The sequence below is a fragment of the Paraburkholderia sejongensis genome (assembly GCF_020880815.1).
In the GTDB taxonomy this organism is placed as follows: Bacteria; Pseudomonadota; Gammaproteobacteria; order Burkholderiales; family Burkholderiaceae; genus Paraburkholderia; species Paraburkholderia sejongensis.
On the sequence record NZ_JAJITD010000012.1, the window covers coordinates 1 to 19,452 of the forward strand.

Annotated in this window: 9 protein-coding genes and 1 pseudogene; 8 read left to right on the forward strand and 2 right to left on the reverse strand. The window is 64.9% G+C overall.

Annotated elements, in window-relative coordinates; translation table 11 throughout:
• Nucleotides 1-28 precede the first annotated feature (28 nt).
• Together LJ656_RS35120 and LJ656_RS22755 are read left to right on the forward strand one after the other, a co-directional pair.
• A pseudogene (locus LJ656_RS35120) lies at nt 29-169 on the forward strand (autotransporter-associated beta strand repeat-containing protein); the annotation flags it as partial.
• A gap of 42 nt (nt 170-211) precedes the next feature.
• Complete coding sequence (locus tag LJ656_RS22755) at nt 212-8,581, forward strand: autotransporter-associated beta strand repeat-containing protein (protein WP_230511737.1); 8,370 nt, start codon at nt 212-214, stop codon at nt 8,579-8,581.
• Nucleotides 8,582-8,711: 130 nt separating this feature from the next.
• Here LJ656_RS22755 and LJ656_RS22760 read toward each other — a convergent pair whose 3' ends face one another.
• On the reverse strand, nt 8,712-9,494 hold the full coding sequence (locus LJ656_RS22760) for a response regulator (RefSeq protein WP_230511739.1): 783 nt from the start codon (nt 9,492-9,494) through the stop codon (nt 8,712-8,714).
• A gap of 254 nt (nt 9,495-9,748) precedes the next feature.
• Between LJ656_RS22760 and LJ656_RS22765 the strand changes: the two genes are divergently transcribed.
• Nucleotides 9,749-13,108, forward strand: a complete 3,360-nt coding sequence (locus tag LJ656_RS22765) for a hybrid sensor histidine kinase/response regulator (protein ID WP_230511741.1) — start codon at nt 9,749-9,751, stop codon at nt 13,106-13,108.
• A gap of 259 nt (nt 13,109-13,367) precedes the next feature.
• On the opposite strand, the gene LJ656_RS22770 is transcribed toward LJ656_RS22765, so the two are convergent.
• Entirely contained in the window at nt 13,368-13,796 is a 429-nt protein-coding gene (locus LJ656_RS22770) for a transposase (protein ID WP_230511743.1), read from the reverse strand.
• 659 nt (nt 13,797-14,455) lie between these two features.
• Between LJ656_RS22770 and LJ656_RS22775 the strand changes: the two genes are divergently transcribed.
• The 5 genes from LJ656_RS22775 to LJ656_RS22795 all read left to right on the forward strand — a co-directional run bounded on the left by LJ656_RS22775 (nt 14,456) and on the right by LJ656_RS22795 (nt 19,452).
• Nucleotides 14,456-15,991 (forward strand): catalase, encoded by a 1,536-nt coding sequence (locus LJ656_RS22775; RefSeq protein WP_230511744.1) that lies wholly within the window; start codon nt 14,456-14,458, stop codon nt 15,989-15,991.
• An 88-nt stretch (nt 15,992-16,079) separates the two neighbouring features.
• Nucleotides 16,080-16,757 (forward strand): ankyrin repeat domain-containing protein, encoded by a 678-nt coding sequence (locus LJ656_RS22780; protein ID WP_230511745.1) that lies wholly within the window; start codon nt 16,080-16,082, stop codon nt 16,755-16,757.
• A gap of 262 nt (nt 16,758-17,019) precedes the next feature.
• The gene (locus LJ656_RS22785) at nt 17,020-17,706 is read left to right on the forward strand and encodes a GntR family transcriptional regulator (RefSeq protein ID WP_230511747.1); all 687 of its coding nucleotides are present in this window, start codon (nt 17,020-17,022) and stop codon (nt 17,704-17,706) included.
• A 200-nt stretch (nt 17,707-17,906) separates the two neighbouring features.
• Nucleotides 17,907-18,671 (forward strand): ABC transporter substrate-binding protein, encoded by a 765-nt coding sequence (locus LJ656_RS22790; RefSeq protein ID WP_218642030.1) that lies wholly within the window; start codon nt 17,907-17,909, stop codon nt 18,669-18,671.
• Between the two features lie 13 nt (nt 18,672-18,684).
• Entirely contained in the window at nt 18,685-19,452 is a 768-nt protein-coding gene (locus tag LJ656_RS22795; RefSeq protein WP_230511748.1) for an amino acid ABC transporter permease, read from the forward strand.

A 19,452-nucleotide genomic window follows, 5' to 3' on the forward strand; every position in this document is an offset into this window, starting at 1 on the left:
GACACTCGGCTCATCGAGCGCCACCGTTCTGACCGCGAATAACGCCGCTGCGACGACCTTCTCCGGCGCGCTAAGCGGCGCGGGCAGCGTCGACAAAACCGGCACCGGTGCGCTGACGCTTTCGGGGATCAGCAACACTTATAGCGGCGGTACGACGGTCTCTGCGGGCACGCTTGTCGCCACGAACGGCAGCGCACTTGGCACCGGCGCGGTGACCAACAACGCCGCGCTGCAACTCGACTTCGCCGGTAACAGCACGCTGGCCAACACGCTGTCCGGCAGCGGCAGTCTGACCAAGACCGGTACAGGCACCGCCACGTTGACCGCGGCAGGTTCGACCGAAGGCGCGGTATCGGTCGATGCCGGCACCCTACAGTTCGCTCAAAACGGCGTGTTCAACGCCGCCAGCTACACGACGCAAAGCGGCGCGACGACCAGCATCGGCGCTTCGTCGCAACTGGCCACGACCGGCGCGTTCACCGAGGTCGCCGGCTCGACGCTGAACGTCGCCATCGGATCGAACGGTCCGGCGATCAGCGCCGCGACGGCGAGCCTGGCCGGCACGCTGAACGTGACCGGCTTCACGGCGACCGCGCCGACGTCGGCAAGCGCGTTGCCCGGCACGCTGTACACGATCGTGCATACGACCGGCGGCATTACCGGCGATTTCAGTTCGATCTCGCTAGGTGGCGCAGCCAGTACCGTCGACTATCTGACGCTCGCCGCGCGCGCAAGTGCTGACGCGCTCGACTACAACGTCGGATTCGGCCTGACCTGGCAGGCGGGTGCAACGCTGGGCAATGGCACGTTCACGCTGGCGAACGCGGCGGACGCATTTAACGTCGACGTAGCGCTGGCGAACGAAACTGCGTCGGCGACCGGCTGGGATGGGACCGATCTGACGAAGGCTGGCGCGGGCACGTTGACGATGTCCGCACAGAACACGTACACCGGCACGACCACAGTGAATGGCGGCACGCTCGCGATGGGCATCGCCAATGCAATTGCAACGAGTTCCGCGGTGACGGTGAACAGCGGTGCGACGCTGGCGCTACAGGACTTCTCACAGACGGTGAACGATCTGTCGGGCGCGGGAGCGGTGACGTTAGGCTCGTCGGCCGCAACCGTACTGACTGCCAATAACACCGCCGCGACAACCTTCTCGGGCGCGATCAGCGGCGCGGGCAGCGTCGACAAAACCGGCACCGGTGCGCTGACGCTTTCCGGAACCAGCAACACATATAGCGGCGGCACGACGGTCACCGCCGGCACGCTCGTCGCCACGAACGGCAACGCACTTGGCACCGGCGCGGTGACCAACAACGCCGCGCTGCAACTCGACTTCACCAGCGACAGCACGCTGGCCAACACGCTATCCGGCACCGGTAGTCTGACCAAGACCGGTACAGGCACCGCCACATTAAGCGCGGCAGGTTCGACCGAAGGCGCGGTGTCCGTCAACGCCGGCACCCTGGCATTCGCGCAAAACGGCGTGTTCAACGCCGCCAATTACACGACACAAAGCGGCGCGGCGACCAGCATCGGCGCGTCATCGCAACTGGCCGCCAGCGGCGCGTTCACGCAAACCGCAGGTTCGACGCTCAACGTCACGTTGGGCTCGAATGCGCCGGCCATCAGCGCGGCATCGGCATCGCTGAACGGCGTATTGAACGTCGCGGGCTTCGTATCGGACCAGCCGGCGTCCGCGAGCGCGTTGCCGGGCACGCAGTACACGATCATCCACACGACCGGCGGCATCACCGGCGATTTCAGCTCGATCTCGCTGGGCGGCGCGGCCAGTACCGTCGACTATCTGACGCTGGCCGCGCGCGCGAGCGCGGACGCGCTCGACTACAACGTCGGTTTCGGTTTGACCTGGGTGGCCGGCGCGACGCTGGGCAACGGCACGTTCACGCTGACGAACGCGTCGGATGCATTCAATGTCGATGTGGCACTGGCCGACGCGGCTGCGTCCGCGACCGGCTGGAACGGTCGCGATCTGACGAAGCAAGGCGCGGGGACGTTGACGCTGTCGGCGGTGAACAGCCACACGGGTAGCACCGCGGTGAATGGCGGCACGCTCGCGATGGGCATCGCCGATGCGATCGCAACGAGTTCGGCGGTGACCGTGAACAGCGGCGCGACGCTCGCATTAAATGACTTCGCGCAGACGCTGAACGATCTGTCGGGTGCCGGCACGGTGACGCTGGGCTCGAATGCGTCGACTGTATTAACCGCTAACGACGCGGCCGATACGACGTTCTCCGGCGCGATCAGCGGCGCGGGCAGTGTCGACAAGACGGGCGCCGGCGCGTTGACACTCTCTGGAACCAACACATATAGCGGCGGCACGACGGTCTCCGCCGGCACGCTCGTCGCCACGAACGGCAACGCGCTCGGCACCGGCACCGTCACCAACAACGCCGCGCTGCAACTGGACTTCGCCGGTAACAGCACGCTGGCCAACACGCTGTCCGGCAGCGGCAGTCTGACCAAGACCGGTACAGGCACCGCCACGTTGACCGCGGCAGGTTCGAGCGAAGGCGCGGTATCGGTCAACGCCGGCACACTGGCATTCGCTCAAAGCGGCGTGTTCAATGCAGCGAGTTACACGACGCAAAGCGGCGCGACGACCAGCATCGGCGCTTCGTCGCAACTGGCCACGACCGGCGCGTTCACTCAGGCCGCCGGCTCGACGCTTAACGTTGCCATCGGCGCGAACGGTCCGGCGATCAGCGCCGCGACGGCGAGCCTGGCCGGCACGCTGAACGTGACCGGCTTCACGGCGACGGCGCCGACATCGGCGAGCGCATTGCCTGGCACCCTGTACACGATCGTGCATACGACCGGCGGCATTACCGGCGACTTCGGCACGATCTCGCTGGGCGGTGCATCGAGCCCGGTCGATTATCTGACGCTGGCCGCGCGTGCGAGCGCGAATGGCCTCGATTACAACGTCGGCTATGGATTGACCTGGCAGGCAGGCGCGACGCTGGGCAATGGCACGTTCACGCTGACGAACGCGACGGACGCATTTAATGTCGACGTAGCGCTGGCGAACGAAGCTGCGTCGTCGACCGGCTGGAATGGGGCCGATCTGACCAAGGTTGGCGCGGGCACATTGACGTTGTCCGCACAGAACACCTACACCGGCGCTACGGCGGTCAATGGCGGCACGCTTGCGATGGGCATCGCCAATGCAATTGCAACGAGTTCGGCGGTGACCGTGAATAGCGGTGCGACGCTCGCGCTGAATGATTTTTCGCAGACGTTGAACGATCTGTCGGGCGCGGGAGCGGTGACACTCGGCTCATCGAGCGCCACCGTTCTGACCGCGAATAACACCGCCGCGACGACCTTCTCCGGCGCACTAAGCGGCGCGGGCAGCGTCGACAAAACTGGCGCGGGCGCGTTGACACTCTCTGGAACCAACACATATAGCGGCGGCACGACGGTCACCGCCGGCACACTCGTCGCCACGAACGGCAACGCACTTGGCACCGGCGCGGTGACCAACAACGCCGCGCTGCAACTCGACTTCGCCGGTAACAGCACGCTGGCCAACACGTTGTCCGGCACCGGCAGCCTGACCAAAACCGGCGCCGGCACCGCGACGTTGACCGCGGCAGGTTCGACCGAAGGAGCGGTGTCGGTCGACGCCGGCACACTGGCATTCGCGCAAAGCGGCGTGTTCAACGCCGCCAGTTACACGACGCAAAACGCCGCGACGACCAGCGTCGGCGCCTCCTCGCAACTGGCCACCACCGGCGCGTTCACCCAGGCCGCCGGTTCGACGCTGAGCGTGACCGTCGGCTCGAACAGCCCGGCGATCAGCGCCGGCACCGCGACATTGAACGGTGTCCTGAATATCGCCGGCTTTACGACCAGTGCGCCGGGCTCGGCGAGTGCATTGCCGGGCACGCTGTACACGATCCTTCACACGACCGGCGGCATCACGGGCGATTTCAGCTCGATCACGCTGGGCGGCGCGTCGAGCCCGGTCGATTACCTGACGCTCGCCGCGCAACGCAGTGCCGACGCGCTCGACTACAACGTCGGTTTCGGTCTGACCTGGCAGGCGGGGACGACGCTGGGCAACGGCACGTTCACGCTGACCAATGCGACGGATGCATTCAACGTCGACGTCGCGTTGGCGAACCAGGCTGCGTCGTCGACTGGCTGGAACGGCACTGATCTGACGAAGGCGGGCGCGGGGACATTCACGCTGTCAGCACAGAACACCTACACCGGCACGACCACGGTGAATGGCGGCACGCTTGCGATGGGCATCGCCAATGCAATCGCGTCGAGTTCCGCCGTGACGGTGAACAGCGGTGCGACGCTGGCGCTGAATGATTTTTCGCAGACGTTGAACGACCTGTCGGGCGCGGGTACTGTGGCACTCGGCTCATCGAGCGCCACCGCTCTGACGGCGAACAACACCGCCGCGACGACCTTCTCCGGCGCGATCAGTGGCGCGGGCAGCGTGAATAAGACCGGCGCCGGCGCGCTGACGCTGTCCGGAACCAGCAACACGTATAGCGGCGGCACGACGGTTTCCGCCGGCACGCTCGTCGCCACGAACGGCAACGCGCTCGGCACCGGCACCGTCACCAACAACGGCGCCCTGCAACTCGACTTCGCCGGCGACAGCACGCTGGCCAACCCGCTGTCCGGCACCGGCAGCCTGACCAAGACCGGCGCGGGCACCGCCACGATCACCTCCGCCGGTTCGACCGAAGGCGCCGTCGTGGTCAACGCCGGCACCTTGGCGTTCGCTCAGAACGGCGCGTTCAACGCGGCGAGCTACAGCACGCAGAGCGGCGCGACGACCAGCATCGGCGCGAATGCGCAACTGGCGATCAGCGGCGCGCTCGACGAACTCGCCGGTTCGACGCTGAGCGTGACCGTCGGCACCAACAGCCCGGCCGTCAGCGCCGCCACCGCGACCCTGAACGGCGCGCTGAATATCGCGGGCTTCACCGGCAGCGTCCCAGGGGCGGCGAGCGGGTTGCCCAATACGCAGTACACGATCATTCACACGACCGGCGGTATCACCGGCGACTTCACTTCGATCACGCTGGGCGGCGCGTCGAGCCCGGTCGATTACCTGACGGTCGCCGCGCGACGCAGCGCGGACTCGTTCGACTACCACGTCGGCCTCGGCCTGACCTGGCAGGCAGGGACGACACTCGGCAACGGCACCTTCACGCTGACGGACGCCTCGCAAGCGTTCAATGTCGATGTCGCGCTCGCCAACCAGGCGGCTTCGTCGACCGGCTGGAGCGGCACCGATCTGACGAAGGCCGGCGCGGGCACGTTGACGTTGTCCGCACAGAACACCTACACCGGCGGTACGGCGGTCAACGGCGGCACGCTTGCATTGGGCATCGCCGATGCGATCGCAACGAGTTCCGCGGTGGCCGTGAATAGCGGCGCGACGCTGGCATTGAATGACTTCTCGCAGACGTTGAACGACCTGTCGGGCGCGGGGGCGGTGTCGCTGGGCTCATCGGCGGCAACCGTACTCACTACCAACAACACCGCGGCGACGACTTTCTTCGGCGCGATCGGCGGCGCGGGCAGCGTCGATAAAACCGGCGCGGGCGCGTTGACACTCTCCGGAAACAGCACATATAGCGGCGGCACGACGGTCTCCGCCGGCACCCTCGTCGCCACGAACGGCAATGCGCTCGGCACCGGCACCGTCACCAACAACGCCGCGCTGCAACTCGACTTCGCCGCCGACAGCATGTTGGCCAACCCGCTGTCCGGCACCGGCAGCCTGACCAAAACCGGTGCCGGCACCGCGACGCTGAGCGCCGTCGGTTCGACGCAGGGCTCGGTATCGGCCGCTGCCGGCACGCTCGAGTTCGCGCAGGACGGCGTGTTCAATGCGTCGGACTACACGACGCAAGGCGGCGCGACGACCAGCTTCGCCGGCGATTCGCAGCTGGCGTTGACCGGCGCCTTTACAGAGGCGGCCGGTTCGACGCTGAACGTGACGCTCGGTTCGAACAATCCGGTCATCACCGCGAACTCGGCCACGCTCGCAGGAGTGCTGAATATCGCTGGCTTCGCGGCGGACGCGCCGTCGTCGGCGAGCGCGTTGACGTCGACGCGTTTCACGATCGTACGCACGACGAGCGGGATCGCCGGCGACTTCAGCGGGATCACGCTGGGCAGCGCGGCGAGCCCGGTCGACTATCTGGTGCTGGCCTCCGGTGTGACCGGCCGCACGCTCGACAATCTGAATTACACGGTCGGTTTCGGTCTCACGTGGCAGGCGGGCACCGCGCAGGGCAATGGCACGTTCACGCTGGCCCACGCCTCCGACGCTTTCAACGTCGATGTCGCGCTGGCCGACCAGCGGGCATCGGCGACCGGCTGGAACGGCACCGATCTGACCAAGGCCGGCGCCGGCACGCTGACGCTGTCGGCGCTGAACCGCTACACCGGCACCACCACGGTCAACGGCGGCACGCTCGCGATGGGCATCGCCAATGCAATCGCAACGAGTTCGGCGGTGGCCGTGAACAGCGGCGCGACCCTTGCGTTGAACGATTTCTCGCAGACCGTGAACAACCTGTCGGGTGCGGGGGCGGTGAGGTTGGGCACATCGGCCGCCACCGTACTGACTGCCAGCAACACTGCGGATACCACGTTCTCCGGCGCGATCAGCGGCGCGGGCAGCGTCGACAAGACGGGTGCCGGCACGCTGACACTCACGGGCGCCAACACCTACAGCGGCGGCACGTTGATCTCCGAGGGCACGCTGATCGGTTCCGCGACCAGCTTCGGCACTGGCTCGATCATGAACTACGGCGCGCTCGTCATCGATCAGCCTGCCAACGTGGCGCTGGCGAACGTGCTCAACGGCACGGGCACCTTCACGAAGACCGGCGCGGGCTCGCTGAATCTGACCGGCGAGAACATGCTGACCGGCCCGACGACGGTCGCGGCCGGCCGGCTTGCGGTGAACGGCTCGATAGTGCGCTCGAACGTGACCGTGCAGAACGGCGCGACGCTCGGCGGCAGTGGCACGGTCGGCCCGACCACGATCCAGAGCGGCGGCACGATCGCCCCGGGCAACTCGATCGGCACGTTGACCGTCAATGCCGGCTTCACGCAGGCGGCCGGCTCGATTTACCAGGTGGAACTGGACCCGACCAGCACGTCGTCCGACCGGATTCACGTGAACGGCTCCGCGACGATCGGCGCGGGCGCGGTGCTCGAGGTGGTCAAGTACAACCCGGGCGAGTATTCGGCGGCGTCGAACTACACGGTGCTGACCGCGACCGGCGGCGTGAAGGGGGCCTATACGCTGACCGGCGCGACGAGTGGCGCGTTCTACGATCTGGTCGCCAGCTACGATGCGAACAACGTGTATCTGAAAGCGTATCGCACGCGCTATTTCGTCGATGCAGCGGCCACGCCGAACCAGCGCGCCACGGCGGGCGGGCTCGATCGACTGGACGACTCGAATGCGCTGAAGGCCGCGGTCGCGGCGCTGACCAACGATGCGCAGGCGCGCGCCGCATTCGATCAGTTGTCCGGAGAGATTCACGCGTCGGTGAAGTCGGCCCTGCTCGACGATAGCCGCTATGTCCGCGAGGTCGCGATCGATCGTGTGCGGCAAAGCTTCTGTCTGCCGGGCGGCAGCGGCAGCAGTGCGAACCCGATCGCGACCGCGCAGTTGAGTGCCGGGCCTTCCGCCACCTCGACGGCCGGCGGCGAATGCGCGCTGCGCGAAGGCGAGCCGGTCGTCTGGACCCACGTATTCGGCGGCTGGGGCCATATGAACGGCGACGGCAACGCGGCGACGCTGCGGCAGAACACCGGCGGTTTCCTGATGGGCGCGGATGCGCTGGTCGCGCAGCGTTGGCGGGTGGGCGCGCTCGCCGGCTACAGCGGCACCAACATGAATGTGGACGACCGCAGTTCGTCTGCGAGCAGCAACAACTATCACGTCGGCGTCTACGGCGGCTCGCAGTGGGGCGCGCTCGGCGTACGCGCGGGCGCCGCTTACACGTGGCATTCGATCGACACGACCCGCTCGCCGGCCTTCAGCGGCTACTCGGACCGTCTCACCGCGGGCTACAACGCGCAGACCGTGCAGGTATTCGGCGACGTCGGCTACCGGATCCCGCTGCGGCAAATGTCGCTTGAACCGTTCGCAAGCGTGGCCTACGTAAATCTGCACACCGATGCGATCAACGAGCACGGCGGCCTCGCGGCGTTGCATGCGGGCAGCAGCAACACCGATACGACGTTCTCGACGCTGGGCATCCGCCAGTCGATCGATCTGGCATTGCGCAACGGCACGTCGATGACGGCCAGCGCGACGCTGGGCTGGCAGCATGCGTTCGGCAACGTGGTGCCGGTGTCGGCGCTGGCGTTCGCGGGGGGCAGTCCGTTCGATATTGCGGGCGTGCCGATCGCGCGCGATGCGGCGCTGGTGGAGGCGGGGCTGGATTTCCACGTGACGCGCAACGCGTCGCTGGGGCTGACCTACCGGGGGCAGTTCGGCAGCGGCACGACGAGTCAGTACGTGCAGGGCTCGCTCACGATGCGCTTCTGAACGTGCGGTGAGCGGATCGGGAAGGGCCGGACGGTGGCGGTGCGCGTGGGATGAAGACGCGGCCGCCGCCGCGGTATGAGTGTGACGCAGCGAGTGAACGTCTCGCGTGCGCCGGACTGGCGGCTCGCCGTTACAGCCCGCTGCCCGGTTTGTGCGGGCCGCCGGTGTCGCCGGTGCTGGCGGGAGTGTCGGGGTTGCCGGCGTGGTCCGGATCGTCGCCGCCGGCGAGATTGGCGGCGGCAGTCTCGTCGTCCGAGGCCGACGGGGGCGTGCCGTCGATGCCCATCTCCCACGCGTAGCGGAACAGTTCGGCGTCGCGTACGATGCCCAGCTTTTTCATCGCCGTGGTTTTCTGCGAGCTGATGGTCTGCTTGCTGCGGTTCAGCTTTTTCGCGATCTCGCCGATCGCCATGCCCGATACATACAAACGGATCACCTCGATTTCACGCTTGGACAACGCGATGCGATCGCTAGGTTTGCTCGCCGACGCGCGCGAGTTGGTTTCCGGGCGCGCGCTCTCGTTCGGGAAGTAGATCGCATTCGCATAGACCGCGTGAATGGCTGACACCAGACGGTCGAGGTCGTCGGTCTTGTTCAGGTACGAATGCACGCCCAGACGCGCGACCTCGCGCATGATGGCCGGGTTGTCGACCATCGTGAAGACGATGATCTTCAGGTCCGGATAGCGGCGCCGCAGATAGGACAGCAGCGTGATGCCGTCGCCGTAAGCGCCGTTGGGCATCGCGTAATCGGCTACCAGTACGTCGCACGGAACCGATTCGAGTAGCTGGATGATCTCGCTGGAATTTTGCGCAGTGCCGGTGACCTTGATCGTCCTTACCGGCTCGAGCGCATATTTCACGCCGGCGACCAGGGCGGGGTGATCGTCGGCAAGTACGACGTTGATTTGCATGGGAGACCCTTATGGCTAGCTCGTTTGAGCAATTTTGAGACAAAGTATAGACCGTGGGAATCTCGCATTTGCGTAGTGGCGAGTTGATTTGACTTTCGTTAACGTTTGTCAGATTGCAGTTTTAGAAAAACTAAGATATGGGAATCGGACATGTCTGTATTGCTAAGGCAGCCAAACGATATTTGTCCTATTTTTCTCGTTTGACAAGTCTTATTCGAGCTCCGCTGGCGAGCGTAAATGGGGAACAATCGTACATGCCGACCACGTCGTTGCGCCGCCTGCGCCGTTACCAGGATTTGCTGTTGCTGGGGGGCGGCGTTGCCATCTCGCTGGTGGCGTTGCTGACGATTCCCGCGGCGTGTCTGTATGCGATGCGCCAGTTCGTGGCCGTCGAGCGCGAGCAGTTCGTCGATGACCGCGGCCGGGTCGCCGCCGCGGTGCGCGAGGCCGAAACCTCACTGCGCCGTACGGTGGCGTTCATCGAACTGTCGTGGCCGACGCTGCCCGCGGCCGATCTGCGCTACTACGACGAGTTTCGCCGCAACGGCAACCGGCTGGTGATCACGCCGTCGCCGGCCTCGACGGTCGCAACGAATGGCGTATTGTTCGCCGCCGCGCCGCTCGCGCTCGACGATCCGCTGCTGCTGCGCCGCTACCTCGCGCTCGCGCAGCAGTTCGCGATCAGCAACGCGTCGGCGACCGCGAGCAACAACGTCGACGTCGAGGGCTACATTTACAGCATGCATCACGAACTGATCGTGGTGCCCGACTCGGTCGTGCCCGCGCATCAGTCGCTAGACGTCGCCGCGCTGATCGAGCGCTTGAGCGTCGACTTCAGGACGTTGCCCGCGCGCGAGGCCGAGCGGCCGGGACGCTTTCATGTGCCGGTGCACTGGCTGCCGCCGTTTATCGATCCGATCACCGGAAAACGGCGTCTGCGGCTGGTCGCCCAGGCGTTCAATCAGGGCGAGCCGTTCGCGGTGGTCGCGATCGAATACGATCCGCGCATGCTGCTCAAAGCGCTCGACGATCGCGCCAGCGACAACGCGTATGAAATCGCCGGCCCCGACGGCACGCTGATTACGAGTCTCGGCGACGACGCCGACAAGGATGCCGCGGCGCAGAAGGGCGCGCGGCGGCAGTTGCGGCGGCCGATGTTTTTCGGCGGCGACGTCGCGTATGGCAACGGCTTCTTCGTGATGGAGGAGCCGATCGGCGACACTGGCTGGACGCTGCTTTACACGTTTTCGTGGCGCGACGTCGCGCTCGGCATCGCCGATCAGGTGATCACGGCGACCGTTGCGGTGTCGGTGATTCTGGCCGTCGTGTGGACGCTGCTGCTGATGTTTCGGCGCCGCGTGTTCGCGCCGATTCTCGCCGACTCGGCGCGCGTGTTCGAGAGCGAGCATCTGAGCCGCACGGTGATTCACACGGTGCCGGTCGGGCTGATGCTGGTGTCGCGCGAGAGCGGCGAGTGGCTGCTCGGCAATCCGCTGATGCACGAAATGGCGCAGGAGATCGTCGGCGGCGAGAAGGCGGTCGCGGACCGGCTGGTCGCGCACTACGCGAACTTCGAGCGCGAGGATGCCGTCGACGCGAGTGTGGGCGTGCTGCGCCGCGACCTGCTGTTTCCGGCCGTCGATGGCGGCCAGCTGGAGTTTGCGAGCAGCGCGTCGCCGGCCCGCTTCCTCGGCATCGACGTGCTGGTGGCTGCGTTCATCGACGTCACGCAGCGCCGCCGGATGCAGCGCGAACTCGCGGAGGCGATGCGCGCCGCCGATTCGGCGAATCAGGCGAAATCGGCGTTCCTCGCGGCGATGAGCCACGAAATCCGCACGCCGCTCAACGCGATTCTCGGCAACCTCGAACTGCTCGCGAATTCGCCGTTGAGCAGCTCGCAGCAGGATCGCCTAGCGACCGTGCGCGGGGCCTCGCGCGGACTGCTCGCGGTGATCAGCGACATCCTCGACTTTTCGAAGATCGAAGCGGGCGAGATGACGCTCGAATATCTCGAGTTCAACGTCGCCGAGGTGGCCGAGCTGGTGCTCGGCATCTTCGAGCCGGTCGCGCGGATGCGCGGCATTGGTTTGTATGCACGCCTTGATGTCGCGCTCGCGCAAACGATGTGGGGCGATCCGACCCGGGTGCGCCAGATTCTCAACAACCTGCTCAGCAATGCGCTGAAGTTCACCGAGCAGGGCACGGTCACGCTGACGGTTGCAATCGATCAGGATAACGAAGGTCGGCCGCGGATCGGCTTTGCGGTTGCCGATACCGGCATCGGCATCGCCGACGAACATCGGCAGCAGCTGTTCAAGGCGTTCTCGCAGCTCGATCTGTCGATCAACCGGCGCTTCGGCGGCACCGGCCTCGGCCTCACACTGTGCCAACGGCTCGTGCAAGCGATGCATGGCCGGATCGAGGTGTCGAGCACGCTGCACGTCGGTAGTTGCTTCACGGTTTATCTGCCGCTCGGCGACACCATTGCGGTGCCGCCCGATACGCGCTTTCTCAATGGCGAACGCGTGCTGTTCGTCAGTTCCGCTCCGGCGTGGTGCGAGTTCGCGGTGCCGCACCTGGAGCGCTGGGGTGCCGACGTGCAGGTGTTCCGGCATCCCGCCGCGGTCCCCGACGAAGAACTGCAGGACGATGCGCTGCTGGTGCTCTGGGGCGAGCGCGAGCAATGGCGTCCCGAAGACGAGAACCGGGTGATCGAGGAAGCGCTGTGGGTAATCGACGGTTACCCCGAGGGGCCCGCGCATGCGATGCGCACCGGCAAGGTCGTCAGCGTGTCGTGCCTGAGTTTGAGCGGGCTCGAAGCCAGCGTACGCGCGACCCTGCTCAGCGAACCGTTGCCGCGCTCCCCGGGCGTCGCCGGCATGCAGACGCGGGCCGGCGCGCAGCCGCTGGCGCGCCGCCTGCACGTGCTGGTGGCCGAGGACAACGCCGCGAACCGGCTGCTGTTGTGCGAACAGCTGGAAACGCTCGGCTGCGCGGTCAAGGCGGCCGCGAGCGGCAAGCAGGCGCTGGAATTGCTCGACGACGCGCAGTGGGACGTGCTGCTCACCGACCTGAACATGCCGGGCATGAGCGGCTATCAGCTGGCCGAGGCGGTGCGCAAGCGTCGTCCCACGTTGCCGATCATGGCGATCACCGCGCATGCGACCCGCGAGGAGCGGATGCGTTGCAAAGCGGCCGGCATGGACCGGGTGATGACGAAGCCGCTGTCGCTCGAGCAACTGAACGAGGCGCTCGGTACGATCGCGGTCGGCAGGGGCGTGAAGCTCAGCGGCTTTTCCAGCGCCGACGAGCGCAAGCTGAGCGGCAATGCGATGCCCAAGCCGCTGCGGGACATGTTCGTGCAATCGACCAGCGACGCATTGACGGCGATCGAGGCGGCGCGCGCGGCGCACGACGTGGACGCGCTGCTCGCCCAGTTTCACTCGCTGCGCGGCGCGCTGGCGGTGTTCGGGCACGCCGGGCTGGCGGACTCGTGCGGGCGGATCGAAGAGACGATCAAGCGCGACAGGAAGGCGCCGGCGCCGGACCAACTCGACGCGCTCGAGGATGCGTTGCGCAATCTGATCGAAGAGGTGGGGCAAGTGGAGGATTGACCGCAGCCGAGCAACGCAACGCGCCGTCGCCGCCCTGAGGCAATACGGCTTTGCTGTCGCTGCGTTCGACCGACAACATTTTGAGCTTGATCATGCCGACCTTGTCCATTGCCGGGTGCACGCGCCGGATGACCATCGCGACCTTGAGTTACGAAAGCGGCTTAACGATACGATTCGTCGGCACAGTCAAATAAAAACACCAGCCGAATGAAGGATCATTCGGCTGGTGTTCTAAAGCCTTAAACCCGTATGGATTCGATCAGGCGGCGTGCTTGAGCGACGACGGATAACCCGGACCGGACGACACTGCGGGTTGCGAATCCAGCATTCGCAGGCTGGATACGAGGTGGCGGGATTTCCGCGCGGACATGGTGTGCTTGCGCATGCGAACCTGCATGGTCTTGCACAATTCCTCGGCGTCCGCGCCATATAGCTCGTGCAGAAGGCGTTTCAGCGCGCCCGATTCGCTCCACGCGAGAAACCGCCGATGGCAGGTCTGATACGACGGATATTTGCGCGGCATGGCAGACCATACGCCGCCGCTGCGGATGACCCAGAGGACGCCGTTCAGCACTTCACGCGTATTCGCGAGCGGCCGGCCGCGCATTTCTCGACGCGGCCGCAATTCGGGGAGCAGCTCTGCAACACGCTGCCATTCTTCGTCATTGACGTCGCGGTAATTTGTCACGATTTTCCACCTTTTGCGGGAAGCATTGGGGTGAAAAATATCGGGATAGCGATCTGGATGATATTAGACGTGTCCGATTTTCGGTGATGTGCTATCAGGGTTTTGCTCGGATTTTTAGAAAGACGTTAGGAAAATCAATGATTTAGGGGGCGTCGTTCGGACCCGGAGCAATATGGCCAGGATCGTATTCGTACGTGATTAAACGGGTGCCAGTTCAAATTCGGGAGTCCTTGACCAAGGCATTCGGAGAATGCGTTGGACCGCACCGGTCATCGACAATGCACTAGAGATCGACAAGACAGATGGGCGGTCCACAGCCCGCGCCCGGTTGGCTGGTCGTGTTCACGGCGCGCTCTGGCGTCGAATAACTGGAACATCGAATGCGGAATTCGTAAAAGTACCAAATCGGAAATGTCGGTGCAATTCGCAATTGCTTGGTTATTCGCAATCACAAAGGTTAAATAAATGTTCGAAACGTCAAGTATTTTTAAGATAAGAGCTGGCTAAAAAGTTATTCGCAAGCTGGATTTTATCTCGAATAAGATTTTTTCGAATTACTATCATCTCTATATTAATTTTCAATTGGCAAATTGCTGGATGATCTTTTGTAATCTGGGCGGCTTATTCGTAGTCGACTGTAATCAAGGAGTTCCACAAACATGCCTAAATCGAAAATCCGGTCATTGCGGGGGCTGGTTGCCGTAACCTGCGTCGTGCTGTGCGCGTCGCCCTATGCTGCGCAATTGACGCGCGACAACGGCTCGCCCGTCGGCGATAACCAGAATTCGCAAACCGCCGGTCCGAACGGCCCGGTGCTGCTGCAGGATTCGCATCTGATCGAGAAACTGCAGCGCTTCGACCGCGAGCGCATTCCGGAGCGCGTCGTACATGCGCGCGGCACCGGCGCATTCGGCGAGTTCGTCTCCAGCGCCGACATCAGCGATCTGACCTCGGCCGCCCTCTTTGCACCCGGCGTGAAGACACCGGTGTTCGTGCGCTTCTCGACGGTGATGGGCTATCGCGGCTCGCCCGAACAGGCGCGTGATCCGCGTGGCTTCGCGGTGAAGTTCTATACGAGCCAGGGCAACTGGGACTTCGTCGGGATCAACTGGCCGATCTTCTTCATCCGCGACGCAATCAAGTTCCCGGACTTCGTCCACGCGAACAAGCCGAGCGCGGTGACCGGCGTGCAGGACCCGAACCTCGCGTTCGACTTCTTTGCACACACGCCCGAAGCGACCCACATGCTGACTCGCCTGTACACCCCCGAGGGCATGCCCAATTCGTACCGGCACATGGACGGCCATGCGGTGCATGCGTTCAAGTTCGTCAATGCGCAGGGCAAGGTGGTCTATGTGAAGTTCCACTGGAAGAGCCTGCAGGGCGTGCACGGCATGCGTCCGCAGGAGATTGCGGGTTCGATCGGTTCCGACTGGAACCTGATGACCAACGACCTGTACGGCGCGCTGAAGAAGGGCGACTATCCGAAGTGGGATCTGTACATTCAGGTGTTGAACCCCGCGGATCTCGACAAGTTCGATTACAACCCGCTCGACGACACCAAGATCTGGTCCGACATTCCCGAGCGCAAGATCGGCACGATGACGCTGAACCGCATCCCGGACAACTATTTCGATGCGACCGAGCAGTCCGCGTTCGCGCCGTCGCGTCTGGTGCCGGGCATCGAGCCGTCGGAAGACCGGATGCTGCAAGGCCGCGTGTTCTCGTATGCCGATACGCAGATGTACCGGCTGGGCGCGAACTTCAATCAGCTGCCGGTCAATCGTCCGCACATTCCTGTCGTGAGCAACAACCAGGATGGCGCGATGAACATCGGCGAGCGCAAGGGGGAAGTGAACTATGAGCCGTCGACGCTGAACGAGCTGGCACAGGACCCGCGCTTCATGTACACCGAGGCGCCGCTCGCCGGCACGACCCAGCAGAAGGCGATCCACAAGACGCTGAACTTCCGTCAGGCTGGCGAGTTCTATCGGAGCCTGTCCGAGCAGGACAAGCATGACCTCGTGACCGCGCTGTCGGCGGACCTGAATCACGTCACCAACGAAAAGAACAAGTACACGATGCTGTCGTACTTCTATAAAGCCGATGCCGATTACGGCTCGCGCCTTGCCAAGGCGACCAATGCGGATACGAACCGCGTGAAGTCGCTGGCCGACCAGCTCATCGAGAACTGATCGATGTGCTTCGCGAAGGCCGTACGCGGCCTTCGCGCTTTCTCCCGACCCCTCTCCCGACCCCTCGCGCCGCGTGGCGCACCTCCCGATGAAACGATTCCAGACCGCCATTCCCCGCATGCTGGCGATCGCGGCGTGCGCCGCCGCGATCGCTGGCTGCGCGCAGCCCACGCTTCGGGCCGCGTTGCCGCAGCCCGATCGACTGAGCGCGCAACCGGCTGGACAGCAGGGCGGCCAGCAGGCGGATGCGCATCGCTACGACGACACGTGGTTCGCGGCCGCGCGCCTTGGCCGGGTCGATATCCTGCAGGCGCTCGTCGATGCGCGCTATCCGCTCGATACCACCACGTCCGAGGGCTATACCGCTTTGACGTTGACCGCGTACCGCAACCAGCCAGCCGCGCTCGACTATCTGTTGCGCGCCGGCGCCGATCCCTGCATCGGCGACCGGCATGGCAATACCGCGCTGATGGGCGCGTTGTTCAAAGGCGAGACCGCGATCGCCAAACGGCTCGTCGATACCCGTTGCCCGATCGATCAGACCAACAACGCGGGCCAGACGGCGTTGTCGTTTGCCGCGATGTTCGGGCGGCTCGACATGTTGCCGGTGCTGGTGGCGCACGGCGCCAATCCGGACCATGTCGACCGGCTCGGCCGGACTCCGTTGCAGAATGCACTGCTGCAAGGCAACGAGTCGGCGGTGGCCGCGCTGGAAAAAGTCGGCGCGACGCCGAATCCGGATCGTACGCTGCACGCGCGTCCGTAGCGCGCGCAAAGCCGGCGCTTAGCGGGCGGGCATGCAGTTGTGTCCGCCCCGGCGAACTCATCAGCGAATTCACGCGCGTCCGCGCGCGTTACCCGCACTCAAGCGGCCCCCCAGCCCCAGCCCCAGCCCCCAGCGCATCAAACTCCTCCCCCATCCGATCCACTCCCCTCCGGACATTCCCTGATTTGTTTTTGAAAAACTGGATACAAAAATCCAGTTTGCGTATCCTGCTTCCCTGTTCTTGCGCCTTTCCAACCGAATCATGCAGAGATCATCCGCCGCCGCTCGCCGCCACGAACCCGGCACGACCGCCGAGCAGACCGCCTACCGCTACCTGTTCGATGCGATTTCGCAGGGCCGCTTCGCGACCGGGCAACGGATCGTCGCCGAGACCATCGCGGCGGAACTGTCGATGAGCCGCATGCCGGTCCGCGAAGCGCTGCGCCGGCTGCACACCGAAGGGCTGGTCGTGTTGCGCCCGAACCGCGGCGCGATCGTGCGTGGGCTGAGCGCCGAGGAACTGCAAGACATTTTCGACATGCGCGTCGCGCTCGAAGGTCTCGCCGCGCGCGTCGCCGCGCCACGCTGCACCGACGAACATCTGCGCACCCTCGAGCGCCTGCTCGACGACATGGACACCTCGGTCGGCGATACCGACCTGTGGGTCCAGCGTCACTGCGCGTTTCACGAGTACCTGTGCAAGATCAGCGGTCGCACGCGTCTGTACGAGCAGATCTGCTCGCTCTATGCGTTGATCGAAGGACCGATGCGGTTGTGGATTGAGCAGGCGACGTTCCGACGCAAAAGCGCGCGCGACTATCACCAGCTGCTGATCGACGCATTGCGCAGCCGCGATCCGGAACTCGCGGAGCAGGCTATGCGCGAACACATCGAAACGACGGTGCCACGCGTGCTGACCCTCCTCGGCACGCCGAAACCCACGGATTGACGCGCGGGTCGCGCGTAGCTGGCGCGGCGGCGAACTCGCGCCCGCGCCCTACCGGAGGATGCGCGCGGCCGGCGTTTATCGATCACCGCACGAAAAGACGGCACTACGGCACAACCACAACAGAACACCTTAGGAGCAAGCCCATGTCAGCACACAAGATCTCGCGCGTTCGTCTCGCCGCCCTCTGCGCAGGCGCATCCATGCTGTTGCACGCCGGCGTGACGCTCGCGGACGACGCGCAGCCGGCGGGCCTGCTCAAAAGCGGCACGCTCACCTACTGCGCGACGATGGACGCGCCGCCGCTCGCGTTCTATGACGAGCAGCAGCAGCCGCAGGGATTCTCGATCGACGTCGCGCGCGACGTCGCGAAGTCGATGGGCAATCTGAAGGTCGCGTGGCACGTGGTGCCGTTCAGCGGCCTGATCCCAGCGCTGAAGGCGCATCAGTGCGATCTGATCATCGGCCAGCTGTTCGACAAGCCGGAGCGGCGCGAGATCATCGACATCCACGACTACATGTATTCGAGCCAGTCGATCATGGTGCCGCGCGGCAATCCGCGCAAAGTGCATTCGCTCGACGATCTGTCGGGCCAGAAAGTCGCGGTGATCAACGGCTCGACGATGCGCTCGCTGCTCGAAAAGGAAAACGAGAAGTTTGCCGCCGCGCACAAGCCGCCGATGAACATCGTCGTCTACAACACCGACGCCGACGCGTTCCAGGCATTCCGTCTGCAGCAGGTCGACGCATACGGCACGACCGCCGAAAGCGCCGCGCAGTTCCAGCGCGTGTCGGGCAACAGCTTCGAGCAGGCGGTCACCGGTTTCGCGCGGATGCCGACCGGCATCGGCGCGCGCAAGGGCGAGCCGCTCTCGGGCGCGGTCGCGAAGGCCGCCGCCGATCTGACGAAGAGCGACCGCTATACCCAGATGCTCGCCAAGTGGCAGCTGCAGAACGAACGCTTCTGAGCGGGACGACGCCATGAACTTCAGCTTGGAGATTTTCCGCAAGTTTCTGATGACGCCGAGTTCCACGTATCTGCACGGACTCTGGCTGACCTGCGGAATCAGCGCCAGCGCGATCGTGCTCGGCATGATGCTCGGGCTCGTGATCGCGCTGTTGCGGCTGTCGCCGAGCCGGCCGCTGCAGTACTTCGCGCGCTGCTATATCTGGGTGATGCGCGGCACGCCGCTGCTGGTGCAGATCGTGTTCCTGTACACCGCGTTCGCGGCCGCCGACATCTTCCGCTTTCACGATCTCGACTTCGGCGTGTTCACGCTGCCGGGCAACATCCAGGCAGCGGTGCTCGCGCTCGGGATGAACTCGGCCGCGTATATGGCCGAGATCATCCGCGCCGGGCTCAGCGCGGTCGACCGTGGGCAGTACGAAGCATCGCGCTCGCTCGGCATGACCTCGGTGCTGCTGATGCGGCGCGTGGTGCTGCCGCAGGCGCTGCGCGTGATCGTGCCGCCGATGGGCAACGAGTTCAACGTGATGCTGAAGAACACCACGCTAGTGAGCGTGATCGGTGTGCCGGAGCTGATGCTCAGCACGCAGATGGTCACCTCGGTCAACTTCCGGGTGTTCGAGCTGTACCTGGTGCTCGCGATCTACTTCCTGCTGCTCACCACGCTGTGGGGGTTCGTCCAGCGCCGCCTCGAGGCGCACTTCGGCCGCGGCGAAGCGCACGCGTCGTCCGGCAAGCGTCTGTTCGGCGGGCAAACCATGAAGCTTCTACGAGGGCGTTGA